This is a genomic window from Azospirillum cavernae (genome assembly GCF_003590795.1).
GTDB lineage: Bacteria > Pseudomonadota > Alphaproteobacteria > Azospirillales > Azospirillaceae > Azospirillum > Azospirillum cavernae.
In genome coordinates, this window is record NZ_QYUL01000001.1 from 1,428,916 (window position 1) to 1,452,201 (window position 23,286).

General features: G+C 66.2%; 20 protein-coding genes and 1 other RNA gene. 19 read left to right on the forward strand and 2 right to left on the reverse strand.

Translation table 11 applies throughout. The features are described from left to right. Positions 1-160 precede the first annotated feature (160 nt). The 3 genes from D3877_RS06585 (at position 161) to leuA (ending at position 3,362) form a co-directional block, all read left to right on the forward strand. Positions 161-541 carry a CidA/LrgA family protein gene (locus D3877_RS06585; protein WP_119829877.1) on the forward strand — a complete coding sequence of 127 codons (381 nt, stop codon included), beginning with the start codon at positions 161-163 and terminating at the stop codon, positions 539-541. Next, positions 538-1,269 (forward strand): LrgB family protein, encoded by a 732-nt coding sequence (locus D3877_RS06590; protein WP_420796882.1) that lies wholly within the window; start codon positions 538-540, stop codon positions 1,267-1,269. Before D3877_RS06585 ends, D3877_RS06590 begins: the two co-directional genes overlap by 4 nt. A gap of 377 nt (positions 1,270-1,646) precedes the next feature. Then, positions 1,647-3,362, forward strand: a complete 1,716-nt coding sequence (gene leuA / locus D3877_RS06595; RefSeq protein ID WP_119829878.1) for a 2-isopropylmalate synthase — start codon at positions 1,647-1,649, stop codon at positions 3,360-3,362. A 119-nt stretch (positions 3,363-3,481) separates the two neighbouring features. Here the strand turns inward: leuA and D3877_RS06600 are convergent, their stop codons facing one another. Then, positions 3,482-5,188 (reverse strand): methyl-accepting chemotaxis protein, encoded by a 1,707-nt coding sequence (locus D3877_RS06600; RefSeq protein WP_119829879.1) that lies wholly within the window; start codon positions 5,186-5,188, stop codon positions 3,482-3,484. Then, positions 5,188-5,628, reverse strand: a complete 441-nt coding sequence (locus D3877_RS06605) for a cache domain-containing protein (protein WP_199720712.1) — start codon at positions 5,626-5,628, stop codon at positions 5,188-5,190. The genes D3877_RS06600 and D3877_RS06605 overlap by 1 nt, the downstream gene beginning before the upstream one ends. Positions 5,629-5,849: 221 nt before the next feature. Between D3877_RS06605 and rfaD the strand changes: the two genes are divergently transcribed. From rfaD to D3877_RS06685, 16 genes are all read left to right on the forward strand, one after another. Further along, positions 5,850-6,836 carry an ADP-glyceromanno-heptose 6-epimerase gene (gene rfaD / locus D3877_RS06610; RefSeq protein ID WP_119829881.1) on the forward strand — a complete coding sequence of 329 codons (987 nt, stop codon included), beginning with the start codon at positions 5,850-5,852 and terminating at the stop codon, positions 6,834-6,836. Positions 6,837-6,851: 15 nt separating this feature from the next. Further along, the gene (lgt, locus tag D3877_RS06615) at positions 6,852-7,658 is read left to right on the forward strand and encodes a prolipoprotein diacylglyceryl transferase (protein ID WP_119829882.1); all 807 of its coding nucleotides are present in this window, start codon (positions 6,852-6,854) and stop codon (positions 7,656-7,658) included. 16 nt (positions 7,659-7,674) lie between these two features. After that, complete coding sequence (locus D3877_RS06620) at positions 7,675-8,826, forward strand: class I SAM-dependent methyltransferase (protein ID WP_119829883.1); 1,152 nt, start codon at positions 7,675-7,677, stop codon at positions 8,824-8,826. A 91-nt stretch (positions 8,827-8,917) separates the two neighbouring features. Beyond that, positions 8,918-9,685 (forward strand): peptidoglycan editing factor PgeF, encoded by a 768-nt coding sequence (gene pgeF / locus D3877_RS06625; protein ID WP_119830834.1) that lies wholly within the window; start codon positions 8,918-8,920, stop codon positions 9,683-9,685. Positions 9,686-9,866: 181 nt separating this feature from the next. Continuing rightward, a complete protein-coding gene (locus D3877_RS06630) occupies positions 9,867-10,301 on the forward strand; it encodes a bacteriohemerythrin (protein ID WP_119829884.1) in 435 nt (144 codons plus the stop codon). Between the two features lie 193 nt (positions 10,302-10,494). Next, entirely contained in the window at positions 10,495-11,430 is a 936-nt protein-coding gene (locus tag D3877_RS06635; RefSeq protein ID WP_119829885.1) for a ribose-phosphate pyrophosphokinase, read from the forward strand. Between the two features lie 125 nt (positions 11,431-11,555). After that, an RNA gene (gene rnpB / locus D3877_RS06640) (RNase P RNA component class A) lies at positions 11,556-11,959 on the forward strand. A gap of 750 nt (positions 11,960-12,709) precedes the next feature. Next, a complete protein-coding gene (locus tag D3877_RS06645; RefSeq protein ID WP_338014575.1) occupies positions 12,710-13,156 on the forward strand; it encodes a division/cell wall cluster transcriptional repressor MraZ in 447 nt (148 codons plus the stop codon). Then, the gene (rsmH, locus tag D3877_RS06650) at positions 13,153-14,151 is read left to right on the forward strand and encodes a 16S rRNA (cytosine(1402)-N(4))-methyltransferase RsmH (RefSeq protein WP_119829887.1); all 999 of its coding nucleotides are present in this window, start codon (positions 13,153-13,155) and stop codon (positions 14,149-14,151) included. Before D3877_RS06645 ends, rsmH begins: the two co-directional genes overlap by 4 nt. Next, positions 14,148-14,918: a cell division protein FtsL gene (ftsL, locus tag D3877_RS06655; RefSeq protein WP_119829888.1), complete on the forward strand. Its 771-nt coding sequence runs from the start codon at positions 14,148-14,150 to the stop codon at positions 14,916-14,918. Before rsmH ends, ftsL begins: the two co-directional genes overlap by 4 nt. Beyond that, complete coding sequence (locus tag D3877_RS06660; protein WP_119829889.1) at positions 14,915-16,729, forward strand: peptidoglycan D,D-transpeptidase FtsI family protein; 1,815 nt, start codon at positions 14,915-14,917, stop codon at positions 16,727-16,729. Before ftsL ends, D3877_RS06660 begins: the two co-directional genes overlap by 4 nt. Continuing rightward, positions 16,695-18,170: a UDP-N-acetylmuramoyl-L-alanyl-D-glutamate--2,6-diaminopimelate ligase gene (locus D3877_RS06665; RefSeq protein WP_119829890.1), complete on the forward strand. Its 1,476-nt coding sequence runs from the start codon at positions 16,695-16,697 to the stop codon at positions 18,168-18,170. The genes D3877_RS06660 and D3877_RS06665 overlap by 35 nt, the downstream gene beginning before the upstream one ends. Next, complete coding sequence (locus D3877_RS06670; RefSeq protein ID WP_119829891.1) at positions 18,167-19,651, forward strand: UDP-N-acetylmuramoylalanyl-D-glutamyl-2,6-diaminopimelate--D-alanyl-D-alanine ligase; 1,485 nt, start codon at positions 18,167-18,169, stop codon at positions 19,649-19,651. The genes D3877_RS06665 and D3877_RS06670 overlap by 4 nt, the downstream gene beginning before the upstream one ends. Positions 19,652-19,660: 9 nt before the next feature. Next, a complete protein-coding gene (gene mraY / locus D3877_RS06675) occupies positions 19,661-20,746 on the forward strand; it encodes a phospho-N-acetylmuramoyl-pentapeptide-transferase (protein WP_119829892.1) in 1,086 nt (361 codons plus the stop codon). 7 nt (positions 20,747-20,753) lie between these two features. Then, positions 20,754-22,163: a UDP-N-acetylmuramoyl-L-alanine--D-glutamate ligase gene (gene murD, locus D3877_RS06680; protein ID WP_119829893.1), complete on the forward strand. Its 1,410-nt coding sequence runs from the start codon at positions 20,754-20,756 to the stop codon at positions 22,161-22,163. After that, positions 22,160-23,281 (forward strand): FtsW/RodA/SpoVE family cell cycle protein, encoded by a 1,122-nt coding sequence (locus D3877_RS06685; protein WP_119829894.1) that lies wholly within the window; start codon positions 22,160-22,162, stop codon positions 23,279-23,281. Before murD ends, D3877_RS06685 begins: the two co-directional genes overlap by 4 nt. The last annotated feature ends 5 nt before the right edge of the window (positions 23,282-23,286 follow it).

A 23,286-nucleotide genomic window follows, 5' to 3' on the forward strand; every position in this document is an offset into this window, starting at 1 on the left:
ATCCCATTGTTCAAACCTGCGCGCTATGACCTTCGGATAGGTTCCACCCCCACACCGCCATTCCCGCACAGCCGACCGGCGAAGCTGCGGCGTGTCGGGCGCGCCGCGCTGCGGTATTGTTTTCCCCGCCGCCATCACCCTTTTCGCCGGAGATCGCCCGATGCTTGGAACCCTCACCATCCTGCTGCTCTGCCAGTTGGCGGGGGAGTTGATCGCCCGGTTGCTGCATCTGCCGATACCGGGGCCGGTGCTGGGGATGCTGTTCCTCTTCGCCGGGCTGCTGCTGCGCGGCGGCGTCCCGCGTGCGATTCAGGACACGGCGGGCGGCATCCTGCGGCATCTGTCGCTGCTGTTCATTCCAGCGGGCGTCGGGGTGATGACCCACGCCGGCCGGCTGAGCGCCGAGGCGCTGCCCATCATTCTGGCGCTGTTCGGCAGCACGCTGTTCGGCGTCGCCGTCACCGCCAAGGTGATGGCCGCCTTGCTGCGCCCCACCAGCGCCAGCGCCGACGAGGCCGCCAATCCGGGAGCCAAGCCATGAACGGCGCGCTGAACAATGATCTGCGGGAAATCTGGGTCTATCTGTCGGCCAGCCCGCTCGCCGGTTTGACCATGACGCTGGTCGCCTACCAGATCGGCTTGTGGGTGTTCGAGCGATTCGGGCGCCGCCCGGTGTTGAACCCGGTGTTGATCGCCGTTCTGCTGCTGGCGGGGGTTCTCACCGCCTCAGGCATCGAATACCGCACCTATTTCGCGGGCGCGCAGTTCGTTCATTTCCTGTTGGGTCCGGCGACGGTCGCCTTGGCGGTGCCGCTCTACAACCAGTTCCGGCAAGTCCGCCAATCGGCCTTGGCCATGCTGGTGGCGCTGCTGGTCGGCTCCGCCGCGTCCTCTTTGAGCGCGGTGGCGCTCGCCTGGATCTTCGGCGGGTCGTCGGCGACCCTGCGGTCGATGGCGCCGAAATCCGTCACCTCCCCCATCGCCATGGGCGTGTCGGAGCAGATCGGCGGCCTGCCCTCGCTGACCGCCGTTTTCGTCATCCTGACCGGCATCATCGCCGCCACCTTTGGAACCTGGGCGCTCAATCTGGTTCGGGTCACGGATTGGCGGGCGCGCGGCTTTGGCATGGGGGTCGCCGCCCACGGCATCGGCACCGCCCGCGCCTTGCAGGTCAACGAGGTGGCGGGGGCCTTCGCCGGGTTGGGGATGGGGCTGAACGGGCTGGCCACGGCGCTGCTGCTGCCGACGCTCTATCACCTCTTCTGGTGATTGTTGAGCAAGACCGCAATCGGGCGCTTGACAGCGGCGCCGCGCCTGCGCACAGTGCGCGCCATGACTATCATCGACCGTCCGAACGCCCTTCTTCGACTTGCCAGCCCGGCGCTCTAAAGCGTCCGGGTCGCCGCGTTCGCCTTGCCTTCTCCATCGGTCGAAGTGTCTGTTCCAATGAGTGATGTTTGCATCGGCGCCGCCCGCGCCGTCTCCCGGCTGAGGCCGGGGCTGCGACTTAGCAGCGGTCGTTGAGCCACATCCGGCGGCTCTGCGACCGTAGCATCGCCGGTCCCAACCTTTTCCCCGTTTGAGAGACCAAGCCCCCCGTTCGATCCGCCAAGACGCGATCCGGGGCGCCACAGGAGCCAGCACCGATGACCGCCACCGCCGCCACGAAGCAAGCCGCCACGAAAACCGCCGCCGTCACCAACCCCGCCGACAAATACACACCCTTCCCGCCGGTCAAGCTGACCGACCGTCAATGGCCGTCGCGCGTGCTGGACAAGGCCCCGATCTGGTGTTCGGTCGATCTGCGCGACGGCAACCAGGCCTTGATCGAGCCGATGGGTCCGGACCGCAAGCGCGCCATGTTCGATCTGCTGCTGCGCATGGGCTTTCAGGAAATCGAGGTCGGCTTCCCCGCCGCCTCGCAGACCGATTTCGATTTCTGCCGCGAGATCATCGACGGCGGCAAGATCCCCGACGGCGTGACCATCCAGGTGCTGACCCAGGCGCGCGAGGAGCTGATCCGCCGCACTTTTGAGGGCATCAAGGGGTCCAAGCGCGCCATCGTCCATCTGTACAACTCGACCTCGGAGTTGCAGCGCCGCGTCGTCTTCGGCATGGACCGCCAGGGCATCATCGACATCGCCGTCGCCGGGACCAAGCTGATCAAACAGTTGGCCGACGAGACGCCGGACACCGAGATCGTCCTGCAATACTCCCCGGAAAGCTTCACCGGCACCGAGTTGGATTTCGCGGTCGAGATTTGCGAAGCGGTGATGGAAATCTGGCAGCCGACGCCGGAGCGCAAGATCATCCTGAACCTGCCCTCCACCGTCGAAATGTCGATGCCGAACGTCCACGCCGACCAGATCGAGTGGTTCTGCAAGACGATGAAGAACCGCGAAAGCGCCATCATCTCCCTGCACCCGCACAACGACCGTGGCACCGGCGTCGCGGCGGCGGAGTTGGGCTTGCTGGCCGGGGCCGACCGCGTCGAAGGCACCCTGTTCGGCAACGGCGAGCGCACCGGCAATGTGGACGTCGTGACGCTGGCGTTGAACATGTTCACCCAGGGCGTCGATCCCGGCCTGTCCGTCAACGACATCGCCGAAATCGTCCGCGTGTCCGAATATTGCACCCAATTGCCGGTCCACCCGCGCCACCCCTACGCTGGAGAGTTGGTCTTCACCGCCTTCTCCGGCTCGCATCAGGACGCGATCAACAAGGGGCTGAAGGCGCTGTCCAAGTCGAACAGCGGCAAGTGGGAGGTTCCCTATCTGCCCATCGACCCGCAGGATCTGGGCCGCAGCTACGAGGCGGTGATCCGCATCAACAGCCAGTCGGGCAAGGGCGGCATCGCCTATGTTCTGGAAAAGGATTACGGCCTGCAAATCCCGCGCAAGCTGCAAATCGAATTTTCCAAGATCGTCCAGCGCGTCGCCGACGAAACCGGCAAGGAGCTGTCGCCAACCGACATCTACGAGACCTTCAAGGCCGAGTATCTGGACGCCGAAAGCCCGCTGGCCCTGATCGAGCACGCGACCGAGGCGCGCGGCCCGAACTCCGGCGCCCGCGTGGTCAACGCCGTGGTGACGCGCGACGGCAAGACCCAAACGATCAAGGGCAGCGGCAAGGGTCCGATCGACGCCTTCGTCGACGCGCTGCGTCAGGGTTGCGGGGTTGACCTGCATGTCCTGGATTACCGCGAACACGCCATCGGCGAGGGCGAGGACGCCCAGGCCTGTTCCTACTTCGAGGTGAAGACCAGCGACGGCCGCACCCTGTTCGGCGTCGGCATGGACGCCGACATCGTGACCGCGTCCTTGCGCGCCCTGGTCAGCGCGGCGAACCGCGCGGCGCGCTGACAAGAGCAGTCGTAAAAACGGATCGCGCATCATGAAAACCCTCCCGCGCCTATCCAGCGCGGGAGGGTTTTTTCACGGCGCGATCATCAATATGGATGGCTTCAGTCCCCGCCACGCGCTTAAGCGGCGCGCACCCCATCAAGAAAGCCGTTGATTTCGCGATCCAACTCGTCAGCCCGCTCCTGAAGGCTGACGGCGGCGCTGTTGACCGTGCGCGACGCGCGCTCCGTTTCGTTCGCCCCTTCCATCACGCCATTGACCTGATTGGCGATTTCCCCGGTCCCTTCCTGCAATTGACGGATGTTTCGCAGGATGTCGCCGGTCATGTTCGTCTGCAATTCAATCGCCGAAGCAATCTCGCTTGAACTCCGGCTCATGTCATCGATGGTGGCGGCGATGTTGCGCAACGCGGCTGCGGCCTCGCCGGTCGCGTCTTGAATGGCGCCGATGTGCCCGGTGATTTCATCGGCGGCCTTGGCGGTTTGGCCCGCCAGGGATTTCACTTCGCTGGCGACCACGGCGAACCCCTTGCCGGCCTCTCCGGCCCTCGCCGCCTCGATGGTGGCGTTCAAAGCCAACAGATTCGTTTGACCGGCGACCTCGCCAATCAACTGGATCACCGCGCCAATCCGATCCGCCGCCTGCGTCAATCCGGCGACAAGTTCATCCGTCCGCCGCGCGTCCGATGCGGCTCGATGGGCGACGTCCGCCGACGCCGTCACCCGCTCCCCGATGGCTTGGGTGGTTTTCGCCAGATGCTCGGCCGCCCCGGTCACCCCCCGCGCGTTGGCGACCGCCTGATCGATGGCGGTCGCCATACCCGAGGTTTGACCCGTGGTGCGGTCGGCGATCACCAACATCGTCCGTGACGTTTCCTCAAGATTTTGGACGGCGGCGATGGTCTGCCCAATGACCGTTTTGGACGTCGCGTCGAACCGCTGGGACAGAACCGCGATTTGATCGGAGCGTTCTTGTTGGATGCGGGCGTTGATCGCGCCATCCTGCGCCAAGCGCAGACGCTCCATCTCATGAGTCACGAGAATGTCGATGGCCGACGCGATCCCGCCAATCTCATCGCTGCGATTCCGCAATCGGCCATCAATCGCCACATCAACGCGCCCGGTGGACAGATCACGAATCACCACGGCCAATCCGGCCAACGGATGAGCGACCTCCCGCCGGACAAAGCGCAGCATCAAGAGCACGACGGCCACAGCCGCTCCGATCTCGATCAGCACCGCCATATACGTGACCTGGATCGATTTCGCCGTCTCGTCCTCTGCAACCACCACCATGCCCGCGTAGCGATTCTTCACATCGCCAATCGTCGCCGCCAGGGTCGTCGCCTGCTTTTCCAAACTTCCCATAAACGCCAACGTCGTCGAGGCGTCACCGTCGAGAATGTCGATCAGATCACCGCTTTTCGCCATGTATTTGCGGGTTGCCTCGGTTATCGCCCGATCAAGCGCCGCCGCATCCTCGCCGGGCAAATCATCGGCCACGGCGGCTCCCCCCTTCGCAACAATTTCACCCACAACGCGCACCCGCTGCTTCACCGCGTCGGTGCGCGCTGGGGAAACATCCGTGGAGACCAGCGCCACAAGTTCGTACATCAGCTTGCGGTGATCAGCCAGAGCCTGGGAAACATCACTGGAGCGAGCCGAACCGGCAACAGCCCGGGCAAGAATGGTTGAAACCTGCCCATCAACGGTCGAAATCGCATAGATTTGCACACCACCAAGAATCACTATGACGGAAGCGAGAATGGCAAAATAAGAAATAAGTTTTTTCGATAACATCATAGCCCTCCCTCCCGTGCCAATCATTATTGTTTATAAACACCGCCACAAACAATCAAACCACCAGCCTGTTCACAATACATCTGTTTTGGCTCAACTTTTTTTGTCGTCGGGTTTGTAAATTTGTAATCTTGCCAGAAACTTGGCTTTGTTTTGACCAACTCAACCCGTTCTTTCACATAGAGCTTTCCGTCGATGTCTTCCGCATCAATCAAATCCTTGCCAATCAATTTTGGGTTGGCTCCATGGGCAAGGCATCGTCCTGTGCCGTCATAAACGACGACATACAGATCACGATCCACAAACCCGCCATTCTTGTCGTTGAAGGTCGAAAAGGCTTTTTCCGGCCCTGCCGTTTTCAAAAACGCCGCAGCCTTGCCGACCATGGCGATCGCCTCATCCTTTGTGGCGTTTCCATCAGCCGCCACGGGGAGAGCAAAAAGCGAGGCCGCGACAAGAAACACCATTGGCGCCGTATTCTTGAACATGTTCAGTCCTCTCGTGTTTTGTAAAAGATAAGCTCCAATTTTTTTAAAAACCGATGATCGCTTTGGTAGGGCCAACCCTGACAGTTTGACACCCGAACAGTTTTCGCCAATGGGAGCGAACGCCCCGCCACGCCTTGCCCCAAAGCCCCGCCCCGGCCTATAAGGGCCGGACCAGTCAAGCAGAGCAGCGGGCAGTGGCAATGATCGTCGTCACCGGAGGGGCCGGGTTCATCGGGTCCAACCTTGTCGCGGCGCTGGCCGCGCGCGGACTGACCAACGTGGCGGTGATCGACCGTTTCCGCGACGGCGACAAATGGCAGAATCTCGCCAAGCGCGAGGTCGCCACTCTGGTGCGCCCAGAAGACACGCTGGCCTTTCTCGACCAGCACGCCGCCGAGATCGACACCATCTTCCACCTCGGCGCCGTCTCGGCCACCACCGAGCGCGACGTGGACAAGATCGTCGCCAACAATGTGGCGCTGACGCTCGACCTGTGGCGCTGGTGCGCGTGGCGCGGCTGCCGGCTGATCTACGCCTCTTCCGCCGCCACCTACGGCGACGGATCGGCGGGCTTTGACGATGACGGATCCTGCGAGGGGCTGGCGCGGCTCCGCCCGCTCAACGCCTATGGCTGGTCCAAGCATCTGATCGACCGCCGCGTCGCCCGCGCCGTGGCCGAGGCCGATCTGCTGCCGCCGCAATGGGCCGGGTTGAAATTCTTCAACGTCTTCGGCCCGAACGAGACGCACAAGGGCGACATGATGAGCGTCGTCGCCAAGCTGCACCCCCAATTGGTCGCCGGTCAGCCCGCCCGCCTGTTCAAATCCCACAAGGACGGTTACGAGGATGGCGGGCAATTGCGCGACTTCATCCATGTGGATGACTGCGTCGCCGTGATGCTGTGGCTGTACGACCACGCCGAGGTCAGCGGCCTGTTCAACGTCGGCACCGGCGTCGCCCGCAGCTTCAAGGATTTGGCGCTGGCGACCTTCGCCGCGCTGGGCCAGGAGCCGCGCGTCGAGTATTTCGACATGCCGGAGCAACTGCGCGGCAAATACCAGTATTTCACCCAGGCCAAGACCGACCGCCTGCGCGCCGCCGGGTTCGACCAGCCCTTCACCAGTCTGGAAGAGGGCGTGCGGCGCTATGTGCAGGATTTCCTGTCGCAACCCGACCCTTACCGCTGAGCGGAGCCTGCAACGATGGCCATGCCCTTTCCCGCGATTGATCCGGTGGCCTTCGCCATCGGGCCGCTCGTCGTCCGCTGGTACGCGCTGGCCTATCTGGCGGGCTTCGTGCTGGGCTGGCGCTATTGCCTGCGTCTGGCGCGGCAGAGCGGGCAACGCCCGTCGGCGGAGGATTTCGACGATTTCCTGACCTGGGCGGTGATCGGCACCATTCTGGGCGGGCGGTTGGGCTATGTTCTGTTCTACAATTTGCCCTATTACGCTGAAAACCCGTTGGACGCCCTGCAAGTCTGGCACGGCGGGATGTCGTTCCATGGCGGGATGGCCGGCGTCCTGCTCGCCATCACCCTGTTTTGCTGGCGGCGCGGCCTGTCGGTCTTCGTCTTTGGCGACCTCATCGCCGCCTGCGCCCCCATCGGCCTGTTCTTTGGCCGCATCGCCAACTTCATCAACGGCGAGCTGTATGGCCGCCCGGCGACCGACGTCGCTTGGGCCATGGTGTTTCCGCGCGACCCGCTCCAGACGCCGCGCCACCCCAGCCAGCTTTACGAAGCGGCGCTGGAGGGGGCGGTTCTGTTTCTGCTGCTGGCCGTCGCGGTGCGCAGCCCGGCGGTGCGTCGCCGTCCCGGCCTGGTCAGCGGCCTGTTCTTCGTCGGCTATGGGCTGGCCCGCATCACCGTGGAGTTCTTCCGCGAACCCGACCCGCAATTGGGTTTCCTCTTCGCCGGGGCGACGATGGGGCAATTGCTGTCCCTGCCGATGCTGCTGATCGGCGGCTGGTTGATGCTGCGCGGCCAGCGCGCCGCCGCCCAAACCGCCTGACCCGGAGCCGCCATTCATGAGCGCCGCCCCAATGAGCGAGGAGACGCTCGCCCGCCTGCTGGCCCGCCGCATCATTCTGGACGGCCCGCTCACCGTCAGCGCCTTCATGGCGGAGGCGCTGGGACATCCGCGTTTGGGCTATTACAGCCGCCAGGATCCCTTCGGCGCGGGCGGCGATTTCACCACCGCGCCGGAAATCAGCCAGATGTTCGGCGAGTTGGTCGGGCTGTGGTGCGTGGACAGTTGGGCGCGGCTGGGCGGCCCTGCCCCCTTTCATCTGGTGGAGCTTGGCCCCGGACGCGGCACCCTGATGCGCGACGCCCTGCGCGCCGCCGCCGTGGTTCCCGAATTTCGCGCCGCCGCCACCCTGCATCTGGTGGAAACCAGCCCGACCCTGCGCGCGCGCCAACGCGACACGCTGGCCCCCCTTTTGGGCGATGGCGCAATCCACTGGCACGACCATCTGGCGCAGGTTCCCGAAGGCCCCACCCTGCTGGTCGCCAACGAGTTTTTCGACGCGCTGCCGATCCGTCAGGTGCAGAAGACCAACCATGGCTGGTTCGAGCGTCTGGTCGATCTCGACCCGGCGGGGACGGAGGAGGCGCCGCGCTTCCGCTTTGTGCTGGAAGCCTTTGGCAGTTCCGGCAACCGGCTGGTTCCCGACGCGCTGCGCGACGGCGCCGCCGAAGGCGCGGTGGTGGAGGTCTCCCCCGCCTCGCTCGCCGTCGCCCGGGTGATCGGCGAACGGCTCGCCGCCCATCCCGGCGCGGCGCTGCTCATTGATTACGGCTATGGTCATGGCCCGGCGGTTGGCGACACGCTCCAGGCGCTGCGCCGCCACGCCTACGCCCCGGTTCTTGAGGAGCCGGGCGAGGCCGACCTGACGGCGCATGTCGATTTCGCCGCGCTGGCCGCCGCCGCCCGCGCCGCCGGGGCCGAGGCGTTCGGAACCGTCGATCAGGGCGATTGGCTGACCGCGCTGGGCATCCGCCAGCGCGCCGCCATCCTGTCGGCGAAGGCCACCCCGGCGCAGGCCGCCGACATCCGGTCGGCGCTGGCCCGTTTGGTGGAGCCGGAGCAAATGGGCCGCCTGTTCAAGCTGCTGGCGCTCGCCTCCCCCGGCGCCTTTCCCAACGGCGCGGCCCCGGCGGGGTTCGAGCGGTTCTGAACGCGCCGCTTTGTCGAACGGAAGCCCTTGACCCGCCGGGCGCAAGCCGCAAGGTTAAGGGGCCGGAAGCGACCCACACAGGATGGCGTTTGTGATTACTCTTGGCGCGCTGAACGACATCACCCACATCCGCCACGCCTTTTTCACGCGGACGGGCGGCGTGTCCACCGGGCTTTACGCCTCGCTGAATTGCGGGCTGGGATCGTCCGACGCTCCGGCGGCGGTGCATGAGAACCGCGCCCGCGCCGCCGCGCGGATGGAGGTGAAGCCCAGCCACCTCGTCACCTGCCACCAGATTCACAGCCCGACCTGCGTCGTCATCGACGCGCCCTGGACACCCGACCGCGCGCCGCAGGCCGACGCCATGGCGACGAACCAGCCGGGAATCGCCCTGGGCATCCTGACCGCCGATTGCGCGCCGGTGCTGTTCGCCGACACCAAGGCGCGGGTCATCGGCGCCGCCCACGCCGGGTGGAAGGGGGCCAAGGGCGGCGTTCTGGAGGCGACCATCGCCCGCATGGTCGATCTGGGCGCGACGCCGGGACGGATCGTCGCCTGCATCGGCCCCTGCATCGCCCAACGCTCCTATGAAGTCGGCCCGGAATTCCCCGCGCCCTTCCTGGAGGAGGACGAGCGCAACCGCGATTATTTCGCCCCGGCCCGCCGGGCCGGTCATTTCCTGTTCGATCTGCCCGCCTACATCACCCGTCGGCTGGGCGATGCCGGGGTCGCCATGATCCAGCGCTGCCCCAACGACACGGTGGCCGAAGAGGACCGCTTTTTCAGCTACCGCCGCTCCTGCCTGCGCGGCGAGGCTGATTACGGGCGGGGGCTGTCCTCCATCGTCCTGCAAAGCTGACGAATCCGCCCGCCGGTTGGCCGGGGCGATATCGTTCGGATTTGAAGCAATTGCCACCCAGACGGATTCGCGCGATGATGCGGCCTTGCGCATCGGCGCGCGGCTTCCCGGTGCGGCGACCCACCCCTTGGGTTCGATCAGCGACGCCGCACACCATCCTTGGTCGAGGAGGGGAAGGCCGATGCTGGATTGGCGCGCGGAAATGGTCATCGACCATGGGGTGTTGGACGACGATCACCGCCAAACCCACGAACTGATTCGCCGTTTTCTGGCCCTGCCCGGCGACGATGACCAGCGCGCCCGCGCCACCGCCCTGCTGGAGCGACTGCGCGATCTGTCCTTGCAGCATTTCGCTCGGGAAGAAAAGGTGCAGATGGCGATCCGCTATCCGTTGCTGGACGAGCATCGCGCTCAGCATCGCCGGATGATCGTCCTGCTGAGCGAAATCATCGAACAGGTGGAGGCGCGGGAATCGGCCTTTTCCTTTGGCTACGCCAAAAGCAAGGCCGATCAGCTTCTACCCTTTTGGTTCATGGAGCATCTGGCCAAGGCCGATCTTGCTTTGAAACTCCACATCGCCAAAACGCCGACCGTGATGCGGGCGCTCGCCCGATGAGCGGACGTCACCCTGGCCAAACCGGCTATGTCCCCAGCGCAGGGGGGCATTCCCGATCCGGCACGGCGCCATCGTCATGGAACGTTTACATAGGCACGACCCTTTGTTATGGTCCGCCCCGTTTTCAAGGGGCGACGGCGCGCAAGCGGCGAGCGCATCTTGAGCCGTTTCCCTGTAAAGAGAGCCGACTCCGATGAAGGTGCTTGCCGGCAACAGCAACCGTCCGCTGGCCGAGGCGATCTCCACATGTCTGAGCGTTCCGCTGACCAAGGCCAGCGTTCGCCGTTTCTCAGACATGGAGGTGTTCGTCGAAATCCTCGAGAACGTGCGCGGCGAGGACGTGTTTGTCGTCCAGTCGACCTCGTTCCCGGCCAACGACAACCTGATGGAACTGCTGGTGACGATCGACGCGCTGCGTCGTGGATCCGCCCGGCGCATCACGGCGGTCATTCCCTATTATGGCTACGCCCGCCAGGATCGCAAGACCGGCCCGCGCACGCCCATTTCGGCCAAGCTGGTCGCCAACCTAATCACCCAGGCCGGCGCCAACCGGGTGCTGACGATGGATTTGCACGCCGGTCAGATCCAGGGCTTCTTCGACATCCCCACCGACAATCTGATGGGCGCCCCGGTTTTCGAGAAAGACATCCGTCATTCTTTTGAAAACATGGACGAAGTGACCATCGTGTCGCCGGACGTCGGCGGCGTGGTGCGCGCCCGCGCGCTGGCCAAGCGCCTGGACGCCGATCTCGCCATCATCGACAAGCGGCGCGAACGCGCCGGCGTGTCGGAGGTGATGAACATCATCGGCGACGCCAACGGTCGCCGCTGCATTCTGGTCGACGACATCGTCGATTCGGGCGGAACACTGTGCAACGCCGCCGTCGCCCTGATGGACGCCGGGGCTAAGTCGGTCCACGCCTATTGCACCCATGGCGTTTTGTCCGGCGGCGCCGTCGCTCGCGTCGCCGTGTCGCCGCTGGAGCAGTTGGTCACGACCGACAGCATCCAGGCGACCGAGGCGGTGCGCGTGTCGCGCAACACCCGCCAACTGACCATCGCCCCGCTGATCGCCGAAGCGATCATGCGCATCAGCGAAGAGCGTTCGGTGTCGAGTCTGTTCTCGTAAAACAGCTCTCCCATCGTTTGCGTTCCAGCAACGCCCGTCTTTCTTCGCGAAAGGCGGGCGTTTTGCTGTCCGCGCCGCCATTTGGGATTTGCCCCCACCAGCGCAACTCTATAAGAACAGCGTCGCCAGATGGCTGGATGACCGCCTTCGGTTTCGACCGGGGGAGGAAAGTCCGGGCTCCACGGAAACACGGTGCCGGTTAACGACCGGCGGGGGCGACCCTAGGGACAGTGCCACAGAAAGCAAACCGCCGACGGTTCGCCGTCGGTAAGGGTGAAAGGGTGCGGTAAGAGCGCACCGCGACCCCGGCAACGGGGGCGGCACGGTAAACCCCACCGGGAGCAAGACCGAATAGGAGCGGCCCGACCAACCGTCCCGCTTGGGATGGAATGGGGTCAAGCGCGTTTCCGCGCCGTCGCTCGGGTTGGTCGCGCGAGGCGTCCGGGCAACCGGCGTCCCAGACGAATGGTCATCGCCTGGACCGTCATGGTCCGGGGCACAAAACCCGGCTTATAGGCCATCTGGCATTTACCATTCCACGCATCCCAAAGCTGGACGAATGACGCTCCGGCCCGCCCACGCCATCCCATGGAATGGCCGGTTTTGGTCCGATTTGGGACGCCATGGACCAACGCCCCGACAGTCCTGAGCGGGACATAGGACAGACATCCAGAAAGCCCGATTCGGAATCGCCGCGCGGACGGTCTGAAGCCGCCATTTCTTAACCTATCCCCTGTGTTTCCGCCGTTTTTCCCGGCTTACCCCCAGAACGATCCACAGGCGGTGGATAAGTTTTGGCGTTTTCCCATGCCATCCCATGATTCCCCCTGATTTGGCCACCCAAAGATTAGGCCAAGTGGCTAAGCCGATTCGAGGCTTTGAACTGTTATAACTCGTATGAATTTCATAAAATGCGCGGAACATTCGCCGAACCTCTGTGGACAACGTTATCCACACCCAGGCATGACCTTGAATTACTGCGTCGATACCCCGAGTCCCTTTCACAATTGACCGGAAAGCCACAGGCGATTCACAAACTCTTGACACCCCCCCATGAATACTGGAGCGCCCGTTGACGCCCATACAGTCCCATGCTATCCCATGATTGCCCATTCAGAGGGGAATTCGGGTCCGATTTGGTTAACGCCAGAGAGGCCGAATTGAAGGGCAAATGGGGCTGGCGCGGGGCGGGATCCGCGCGAGGGATAGCTGGGGGATCACCGGGCCAATGGCCGTTTTCCTGTCCACATACGTCAACAAGGTTGACAGGAAAGGGCGTGTGTCGATCCCGGCACAGTTCCGGCAGTCGCTTGCCAAGACCTCGGCGGCGAGCATCGTGTATCTCTGGCCCTCTCTGAACCACCAAGCCTTGGAAGGCGCCGATCAGGACTATCTCGACGTCCTGTCGGAAAGCCTGGAGTCGCCCGATCTTGACGCCGATGAACGCGACATGATCGAGACCTTCATTTTCGGAAAGCTCATCCCGGTTCCTCTCGACGCCGAAGGGCGCATCGTCCTGCCAAAGGAATTGGCTGAATTCGCCGGAATCGGCGAGGAAGCCTCCTTCATCGGTCGCCGCAAGACCTTCCAGATTTGGGAACCGACCGCCCTGAAAGCCCATGAAGCCATCCTGCGCGAGCAGGTCGTCCGCAAGGACATCTCGCTCAGCCAAATCGTCGCCAAGGCCGCGCGCGGCGCCGCCAGCCGAAACGGGGAGGGCGCATGACCGACCACCCCACCAGTCCCGCCGCCGCCAGCCCGCACATCCCCGTGCTGCTGCGTGAGGTGATCGACGCCCTGGCCCCGCAAGACGGCGGCGTCTATGTCGATGGCACCTTTGGCGCCGGGGGCTACACCCGCGCCATTCTGGAGGCCGCCAATTGCCGCGTCTGGGGCATCGACCGCGACCCCGCCGCCATTGAGCGCGGGCGGTTGTTGGCCAAACAATTCCCCGGTCGTCTGGAAATCGTCGAAGGCTGCTTCGGCGACATGGACCAGTTGCTGGCTGAACGCGGCGTCGCCGGGGTGGACGGCGTGGCGCTCGACATCGGCGTCTCCTCACCGCAGATCGACGAGCCGGAGCGCGGCTTCTCCTTCCGATTCGACGGTCCGCTCGACATGCGCATGGGCCGCAGCGGCCCAACCGCCGCCGACGTGGTCAACCACGCCAGCGAAGCCGAGTTGGCCGACATCTTCTATCATTACGGCGAAGAGCGCATGGCCCGGCGGGTCGCCCGCGTCATCGTCGCCGCCCGCCTGACCGCGCCGATCGAGCGCACCCGTCAACTGGCCGAATTGATCCGCTCGGTGGTGCCGAAGGGCAAGGGCGACGCCATCGACTCGGCCACCCGCAGCTTCCAGGGGCTGCGCATCCATGTGAACGACGAGTTGGGCGAGTTGCGGCGCGGGCTGGCCGCCGCCGAATCGTTGTTGAAAGCGCCCGGCGGGCGTCTGGCCGTGGTCTCCTTCCATTCGCTGGAAGACCGCGAGGTCAAGACGTTCCTCAAGGACCGTTCGTCCCCGCCCGCCGCGCCGTCCCGTCACACGCCGGTGGCCGCCGCCACGGCGCACATCCCATCCTTCCGCCTGTTGGGCCGCAAGCCGGTCGGACCCAGCGAGGCCGAAGCCCGTCAAAACCCGCGCGCCCGGTCCGCCCGGCTGCGCGCGGCGGAACGCACAGCGGCGCCGGTGTTCCCGGCGTCCGGCAAGGAGGCTGCATGAAAGGCAAGACCTGGCTGTTCTGGGGTGGTCTGATCGCCGCCGCCGGGGCCGTGTTGTTCCAAACCAGCTACGACGTCCAGGATCTGGAAGAAAAGCTGGCCGGGTTGAACCGCAAGATCGTGACGGAGCAGGAATCCATCCAGGTGCTGCGCGCCGAATGGAGCTACCTGAACGATCCGACCAAGCTGGAAGAGCTGGCCCGCGCCCATCTGGCTTTGCAACCGACCGAGGCCCGGCAGTTCCTGGCGCTCGACGCCATACCGATGCGCCCGGCTCCGACGCCCGACGCCGCGCCGCAAGCCCCCTTGCCCGGTCGTGGCGTGAACCCGGCCCTGCCCGCCAGCGTCGTTCCGGTCGCCGCCACGCCAGCCCCGCAGATCGCCAGCGCCCGCATCCCGTCGCCAAAGCTGTCGATGGACAAGGCGTTGGAGCGGACCCCGGTCATCGTGCCCGCCGCCCTGCCCGCCATCCCGACGGTCAAGACCGCGCCGATCAAGCCGTCGGCCCTGATCCCCGCCGCCGCCAAGCCGCCCGCCATGCCGCCCGCCGCCGCCCCGGCCCCGCAGCCCACCCCCGCCGCTACCCCCGCCGCCGTCGGCAAGCTGGCCCCCAACGCGCCGCTGCCCGCGCTGAACCGCCCGACCGACGTCGCGTCGCGTCCGGTCGCGCCCTCACCGACGACCAAGGTCATCGCCGCCGGCATGCAACAGCCCAAGCCGACCGACAGCCTGGGCATGCTGGTGGCGCGGTTGGGAGCCAATCGATGAAATTTCCGCCGTTCGGCCTGCCCTTCCGCAGCCAGTCCGCGTCCACGGCCCCCGCGCCGAGGACGACGCTGGCGGCTGCGATGGAGCAAAGCCGCTATCGGCTCATGGTTACGGCGGCGGTCGTGACGACCGTGTTCGCCACCATCGGCGTCAAGCTGGTGGCCGCCACCCTGTTCAGCCAAGGCGGCGAGCCGCGCCAGCACCACGCGCTGGAACTGGACAGCACCACGACCAACCGCGCCGACATCGTGGACCGCAACGGCAATCTGCTGGCGACCTCGCTGGTCACGCAATCGCTCTACGCCGATCCCAAGCTGATTTCGCGCCCCGAAGAGGCGGCGCGCAAGCTGGTCTCGGCCCTGCCCGAGCTTGATTACAAAGAGGTGTATGGCAAGCTCAGCGGCGACAAGCGTTTCGTCTGGCTCAAGCGCAATTTGACGCCCAAGCAGCAATACGCCGTCCACCGCTTGGGCGTCCCCGGCATCTCGTTCGAGCGGGAGGAGCGGCGCTTCTACCCGGCGGGCAACCTGACCTCGCACGTCGTCGGCTTCACCGGGGTGGACAACAACGGTCTGGCCGGGTTGGAGCAGGGCTTCAGCAAGCGGCTGAACGAGGACCCGGCGACGCCGCTGCAACTGTCCATCGACCTGCGGCTTCAGCATGTCCTACGCAAAGAGCTGACGGCGACGATCCAGGAGTTCAGCGCCATCGGCGCCGCCGGGATCGTCTACGACGTCCGCACCGGCGAGGTCATGGCCATGACCTCCCTGCCCGACTTCGACCCGCAGGATCCGACCGGCCTCAACCCCGACACGCTGTTCAACCGGGCGACGCTCGGCGTCTATGAAATGGGATCGACCTTCAAGATCTTCAATTCGGCGCTGGCGCTGGATTCGGGCAAGATCCGGGTGTCGGACACCTTCGACGCCGTCCATCCGATCAAAATCGGTCGTTTCACCATCAACGATTACCACAGCCTGCACCGCGCCCTGACGGTGGCCGAAGTGTTCCAGCACTCCTCAAATCTGGGGTCGGTGCGGATGGTCCAGTTGATCGGCATCGCCGCGCAGCGCGCCTTCATGGCCAAGATGGGCTTCATGCGCCCGACGGCGCTGGAGTTGCCGGAAAATGGCTGGCCGCTGGCGCCCAACCCGTGGCGGGAGGTCAACAGCATGACGATCTCCTTCGGCCACGGCATTTCGGTCAGCCCGATGCACACGGTGGCGGCGGCGGCCTCGGTCATCAACGGCGGCGTCTTCCATCCCCCGACCATCCTGCGCCGCCAGCCCGGCGCGGAGATTCCGGGCGAACAGGTGGTGTCGCGCCAGACCTCCGACATGATGCGCCGGATGTTTCGCTTCGTGGTGGCCGACGGCACCGGCAAGTCGGCGGGCGTCAAGGGCTACGTCGTCGGCGGCAAGACCGGCACCGCCGACAAGCAGAAGGGCCGCCACTACCAAAAGAACTCGCGCATGTCGTCCTTCCTGGGCGCCTTCCCGATGCACGACCCGCGCTACATCGTCTATGTGCTGGTGGACGAGCCGAAGGCGACGGCCAAGACCTACGGCTACGCCACCGGCGGCTGGGTCGCCGCGCCCGCCGTTGGTCGCATCATCAAGCAGATCGGCCCGTTGCTGGACGTGCCGACGGTGGACGAGAACGCGCCGGAGATCCTCAACGCCACCTTCCTGAACGCCGCTGGCTCCACCAACTGGGCGCAGCAAGCGCCGAACGCCCCATCCTCCGCCGCTCCACCCCCGCCGAAGGGAAGCACTGTTGCGTCTTTCCCAACTCCTGCCAAGCCACGCTAGCGCCCACGCGGCGCAGCCTGACCCGGACGTGACCGGGCTGACCGCCGACAGCCGCGCGGTCAGGCCCGGTTTTGTCTTTGCGGCCCTGGCCGGGGCCAAGGCCGACGGGCGCGCCTTCATCCAGGACGCGCTGGACAAGGGCGCCGTCGCCGTCCTGGCGGCGGAGGGAACCGATCTGCCCGCCGGGTCCGCCGCCCGTCTGGTGACGGACGCCCAACCGCGTCTGGCCTTCGCCCGCATGGCCGCCGCCTTCCATGGCGAACGCCAGCCCGAGACGGTGATCGCCGTCACCGGCACCAACGGAAAGACCTCCACCGTTCAATTCGCCGCGCAGATTTGGGACAAGCTGGGCCACAAGGCCGCCAGCCTGGGCACGCTTGGGCTGATCGCGCCGGGCCTGGGCGGCTATGGCGCGATGACCACCCCCGACCCGGTGGCGCTGCACCGCCAGCTCGCCGCCGTCAAGGACGCCGGAATCGACCATCTGGCGATGGAAGCGTCGAGCCACGGGCTGGACCAGTTCCGCCTGGACGGCGTGCGGCTGACGGCGGGCGGCTTCACCAACCTGACGCGCGACCATCTCGACTATCACGGCTCGATGGAGGCCTACCGCGACGCCAAGGCGCTGCTGTTCAGCCGCGTCCTGCCGCCCGGCGCCGCCGCCGTCCTGAACGCCGACGCCGAGGATTACCCCCATTTCGCCGCCGTCAGCCGCGCGCGCGGCCTGCGCCTGCTGTCCTACGGGCTGGCCGGGACCGAACTGCGCGTCCGCAGTGTCGCGCCGCTGGCCAACGGCCAACGGCTGGAGCTGACCGTGCTGGGCCGCGACGCCACGGTCGACCTGCCGCTCGCCGGACAATTCCAGGCGTGGAACGTGCTGTGCGCGCTGGGGCTGGTGATCGGGGCGGGCAGCGACGCCGACGCCGCCATCGCCGCGCTGTCCACGCTGGACGGCGTGCCGGGCCGCTTGCAACATGTCGCGACATGCCCGAACGGCGCGGCGGTCTATGTCGATTTCGCCCACACGCCCGACGCGCTGGAAACCGTGCTCGCCGCCCTGCGCGGCCACGCCCGCCGCCATCTGGTCGCGGTGTTCGGCTGCGGCGGCGACCGCGACCGGGGCAAGCGCCCGGTGATGGGCGCGCTCGCCGCCCGTCTGGCCGACCGCGCCATCGTCACCGACGACAACCCGCGCACCGAGGATCCCGCCTTCGTGCGCGGCGAGGTGCTGGCGGGCGCGACCGGCCCCTTGGCGGGCCGTCTTGAGGAGATTGGCGACCGCGCCGAGGCGATCCGCGCGGCGGTGCGCGGCCTTCAGCCGGGCGACGTGCTCGTCATCGCCGGAAAGGGCCACGAGCAGGGCCAGACCGTCGGGACCGAGGTGCGCCCCTTCGACGACGCCGACGAGGCCCGCAAGGCCGTTGCGGAGATTGGATCATGAGCGTCAAACCCATCCTGTGGACCGCCGCCAGCGCCGCCGTCGCCACCGGGGGGCGGACCAACGGCGCGTGGAGCGCCTCCGGCCTGTCCATCGACAGCCGCAACATCGCCGACGGCGACCTGTTCATCGCCATTCAGGGGCCGAATTTCGACGGGCACGCCTTCGCCGCCGCCGCCCTGGCGGCGGGCGCGGTCGCGGCCCTGGTCTCGCGCGTTCCCGACGGGGTGAGCGCCGACGCGCCGCTCCTGCTGGTGGAGGGCGACACGCTGGACGCCATGGCGGCGCTGGGGCAGGCGTCGCGGGCCAACTGCGGCGCGCGCATGGTCGGCGTCACCGGCTCGGTCGGCAAGACCAGCACGAAGGAAACGCTGCGCCATGTGTTGGCGGCGCAGGGACCGACCTACGCCACCGAAGGCAGCTTGAACAACCATTGGGGCGTGCCGCTGTCGCTGGCCCGCCTGCCCGCCGACAGCCGGTTCGGCGTGTTCGAGCTGGGCATGAACCACGCGGGCGAATTGGGGCCGCTGTCCCGGCAGGTCCGCCCCCATGTGGCGCTCATCACCAACATCGAAGCGGTCCATCTGGAGTTCTTCGATTCGGTCGAGGCCATCGCCGACGCCAAGGCGGAAATCTTTGAAGGCATGAGCGCCGACGGAATCGCTATTCTGAACCGCGACAACAACCAGTTCGACCGTCTGGCCGCCGCCGCGCGGGCGCAGGGGCTGGGAACGATCTGGAGTTTTGGAACGCAGGACGGAACCGACGCCCGCCTGCTCGACGTCGCGCTCGGCGCGACCAGCAGCGCCGTCACCGCGTTGATCCAGGGCGAGAGGCTCGCTTTCACCATCGCCATGCCGGGCAAACATTGGGTGATGAACAGCCTGGGCGTTCTGCTGTCCGTCAAGGCGCTGGGGGCCGACCCGGCGGAGGCCGCGCGCGCCCTGTCCACCCTGCAACCCGTCAAGGGGCGGGGCGTGCGCAAGACCATCACGCGGGCCAACGGCGACGTCTTCACGCTGGTGGATGAAAGCTACAACGCCAGCCCCGCCGCCATGGCCGCGACCTTGGGCGTTCTGGGCAAGCTGGACGTTCCCGCCGGGGGACGGCGCGTCGCCGTTCTGGGCGACATGCGCGAGTTGGGCGCGACCGCCGACGCGCTGCACGCCGGATTGGCCGAGCCGCTGCTCGCCGCCGGGGTGGATCTCGTCTACGCCTGCGGCCCGCACATGCGGGTTTTGTTCGACCGCCTGCCCGCCGACCGGCGCGGCGCCTGGACCGAAACCAGCCGCGACCTTGCCCCTATCGTCGCCGACGCGGCGCGCGGCGGCGACGTCGTGATGGTCAAGGGATCGCTGGGAAGCCGCACCGGATTGATCGTCGAGGCGCTCGTCGCGCTCGACACGGCGCAAAACGCTGCTACAACGCCCGCCTCGACCAACACCACGACTCCGCCCGACGCCGCCAACGGTTCGCGAGGCTGATGGAATCCGATGCTCTACAACCTGCTTTTCCCCCTGGCGGATGTGTTCTCGCCCTTCAACCTGTTCCGTTACCTGACCTTTCGGACGGGCGGCGCGATGATGACGTCTCTGGTCATCAGCTTCGTGTTTTTCCCCCGCCTGATCGCGTGGTTGAAGAGCAAACAGGGCGAAGGCCAGCCGATCCGCGCCGACGGGCCGGAAAGCCATTTCAAGAAGAAAGGCACGCCCACCATGGGCGGCCTGATGATTCTGATCGCCATGACGGTCAGCACCATCCTGTGGGCCGACGTCACCAACGCCTATCTGTGGATCGTGTTGATGGTGACGATCGGCTACGGCCTGATCGGCTTTGGCGACGATTACCTGAAGCTGACCAAGCGCAACACCAAGGGGCTGTCGGGCCGCTTCCGGCTGGGCTGGGAAATCGGCATCGGCGTCGCCGCCTCGGCGCTCATCATGTGGGTGTCGGCGCCGCCGCTGTCGGGCGGCGTGGCCGTGCCCTTCGTCAAGGATTACCTGATCCAACTGTCGTGGTTTTTCGTCCCGTTCGGCGCCTTCATCATGGTCGGCGCGTCCAACTCGGTGAATTTGACCGACGGGCTGGACGGGCTGGCCATCGTGCCGACGATGATCGCGGCCGGCTGTTTCGGCCTGATCGCCTACCTGACCGGCAACGCCATTTTCGCCAACTATCTGCAAATCCACCATGTTCCGGGATCGGGCGAATTGGCGGTGTTTTGCGGCGCGCTTGTTGGTGCGGGACTGGGATTCCTCTGGTACAACGCGCCGCCCGCCATGGTGTTCATGGGCGACACCGGCTCTTTGTCGCTGGGCGGGGCGTTGGGGGCCGTCAGCGTGGTGACGAAGCACGAAATCGTGCTGGGCATCATCGGCGGCCTGTTCGTGTTGGAGACGGTTTCGGTCATCGTGCAGGTCCTGTCGTTCAAGCTTACGGGCAAGCGGGTTTTCCGCATGGCGCCGCTGCATCATCACTTCGAGAAGAAGGGATGGGCCGAGCCGACCGTGGTCATCCGCTTCTGGATCATCGCCTCGATCCTGGCGCTGGTCGGCCTGTCCACCTTGAAACTGCGGTGAGGCCGGGATGATCGACCTGTTTTACATGGAAGGCATGCCGGTCGCGGTCATGGGTCTGGGGAAATCCGGGCTGACGACCGCCGCCGCGTTGCGCCGCAGCGGGGCCGAGGTCTGGGTGTGGGACGACAACCCCGCCAGCCGCGCCACGGCTGAGGCCGACGGCTTCCGTGTGGTCGATCTGTCCACCGCCGACCTGTCGGAGCTGACCACCATCGTCTGGTCGCCCGGCATCCCGCACACCCACCCCGCCCCGCACCCGGTCGCCCTGCGCGCGCGCGCCGCCGGGATCGAACTGGTCTGCGACGTCGAGTTGCTGGGCCGGGCGGAGCGTGACGCCGCCTTCATCGGCATCACCGGCACGAACGGCAAATCGACCACCACCACGCTGATCGGCCACATCATGGCCGCCGCCAAACGGCCCATCAGCGTTGGCGGCAATCTCGGCACGCCGGTTTTGACCTTCGCCCCGCTGGGCAGCGGCGGCACGCACATTCTGGAGATGTCGAGCTATCAGCTTGAGCTGACCTTCTCCATCACCTTCGACGTCGCCGTCCTGCTGAACGTCACGCCCGACCATCTGGCCCGCCATGGCGGCATGGATGGCTATGTCGCGGCGAAAAAGCTGATTTTCCACCGCCAGACCGCGCCGCGCACGGCGGTGATCGGCGTGGACGACGATCATTGCCGCGCGATCTTCGCCGCTCTGACCGCCGCCGCCGATCAGCGGATTTGGCCGATCTCGGCGCGCGGCCCGGTCGCCGGGGGCGTCTACGCCGCCGACGGCGGCCTGATCGACGACACCGAGGGCCGGGCCGAGCGGGTGGCCGAGCTGGCCGATTTCCCCAACCTGCTGGGCGCCCACAATTGGCAGAACGCCGCCGCCGCCTTCGCCGCCTGCAAGGCCGCCGGGGTGCCGACCGCCATCATCGTCACGGCGATGAGGAGCTTCCCCGGCCTCGCCCACCGTCAGCAACTGGTCGCCAGCGTCCAGGGCGTGCGCTTCGTCAACGACAGCAAGGCGACCAACGCCGACGCGACGGAAAAGGCGCTGGCCACCTTCAACCCGATCTATTGGATCCTCGGCGGGCAAGCCAAGGACACCGGGCTGGCCGGGCTGGAGGGTTATATGGGCCGCGTCCGCCACGCCTTCCTGATCGGCGAGGCGGAAGACCAATTCGCCGCATGGCTGGATGGCCAGGGCGTGGCCCACACCCGTTGCGGGACGCTCGACGTCGCCACCGCCAAGGCCGCCGGTCTGGCGCTGGCGGAGGGGCTGTCCGACGCCTGCGTGCTGCTGTCGCCCGCCTGCGCCTCCTGGGACCAGTTCGCCAATTTCGAGAAGCGCGGCGAGGCCTTCGCCGCCTACGCCGACGCCATCGCCAAGGCCCAGCAACCGGACGGGAGCGTCGACGCATGATTACCTTCGACCGCACCGACCAATCCATCTTCGGGCGCTGGTGGTGGACGGTGGACCGCTGGCAGCTTGGCGCCGTGGCGCTGCTGATGTTCCTGGGCACTGTGCTCATCACCGCCGCCAGCCCGCCGGTGGCCGAGCGCATCGGCATCCAGGACATGTTCTATTTCGTCGAACGCCACCTGATGATGCTGGTTCCGGCCATCGCCATCATGTGCGGCGTCTCGCTGCTCAGCCCGCGCGGCGTGCGGCGGGCGGCGCTGGGCATGTTCGTGATCGCGCTGCTGCTGGTTTACGCCACCCTGGTGGTTGGGGTGGAGATCAAGGGCGCGCGCCGCTGGATCCACATTCCCGGCCTGTCGATCCAGCCGTCGGAGTTCATCAAGCCCGCCTTCGCCGTGGTCGCCGCGTGGCTGTTCTCGCTGTCGCGCACCTCGCCCGGTTTTCCCGGCGCGCTGGTGTCCATCGCGCTGTACGGCGTGACCATGGCCGGGCTGATTCTGCAACCCGATCTGGGCATGACCTTCGTCGTCTCGGCGGTATGGTTCACCCAATTCTTCCTGGCGGGCCTGAACATCATGCTGGTGATGGGGCTGGGCGGCCTGGGAATCGCCGGGCTGTTCGGCGCCTACCTCTTCCTGCCGCACGTCACCAGCCGCATCAACCGCTTTCTGGATCCGCACGCGGGCGACAATTACCAGGTCAACCGTTCGATGGAGGCCTTCGCCAACGGCGGTTTGCTTGGCACCGGCCCCGGTCAGGGCACGGTGAAATTCTCTCTGCCCGACAGCCATGCCGACTTCATCTTCGCCGTCGCCGGGGAAGAGCTGGGGCTGATCTTCTGCCTGTTCCTGGTGGCGCTGTTCGCCTTCGTCGTGCTGCGCGGCTTCGCCCGCGTGTTCAACGACACCAATTACTTCGTGCTGCTGGCCACCGCCGGGCTGTTGATCCAGTTCGGTCTTCAGGCCGCCATCAACATGGGGTCGGCGCTGCATCTGATGCCGACCAAGGGCATGACCCTGCCCTTCATCTCCTACGGCGGCTCGTCGCTGCTGGCGCTGGGCTTCGGCATGGGCATGGTGCTGGCGCTGACGCGCAAGCGCTTCGGCCCGACGGAGTGAGGCCC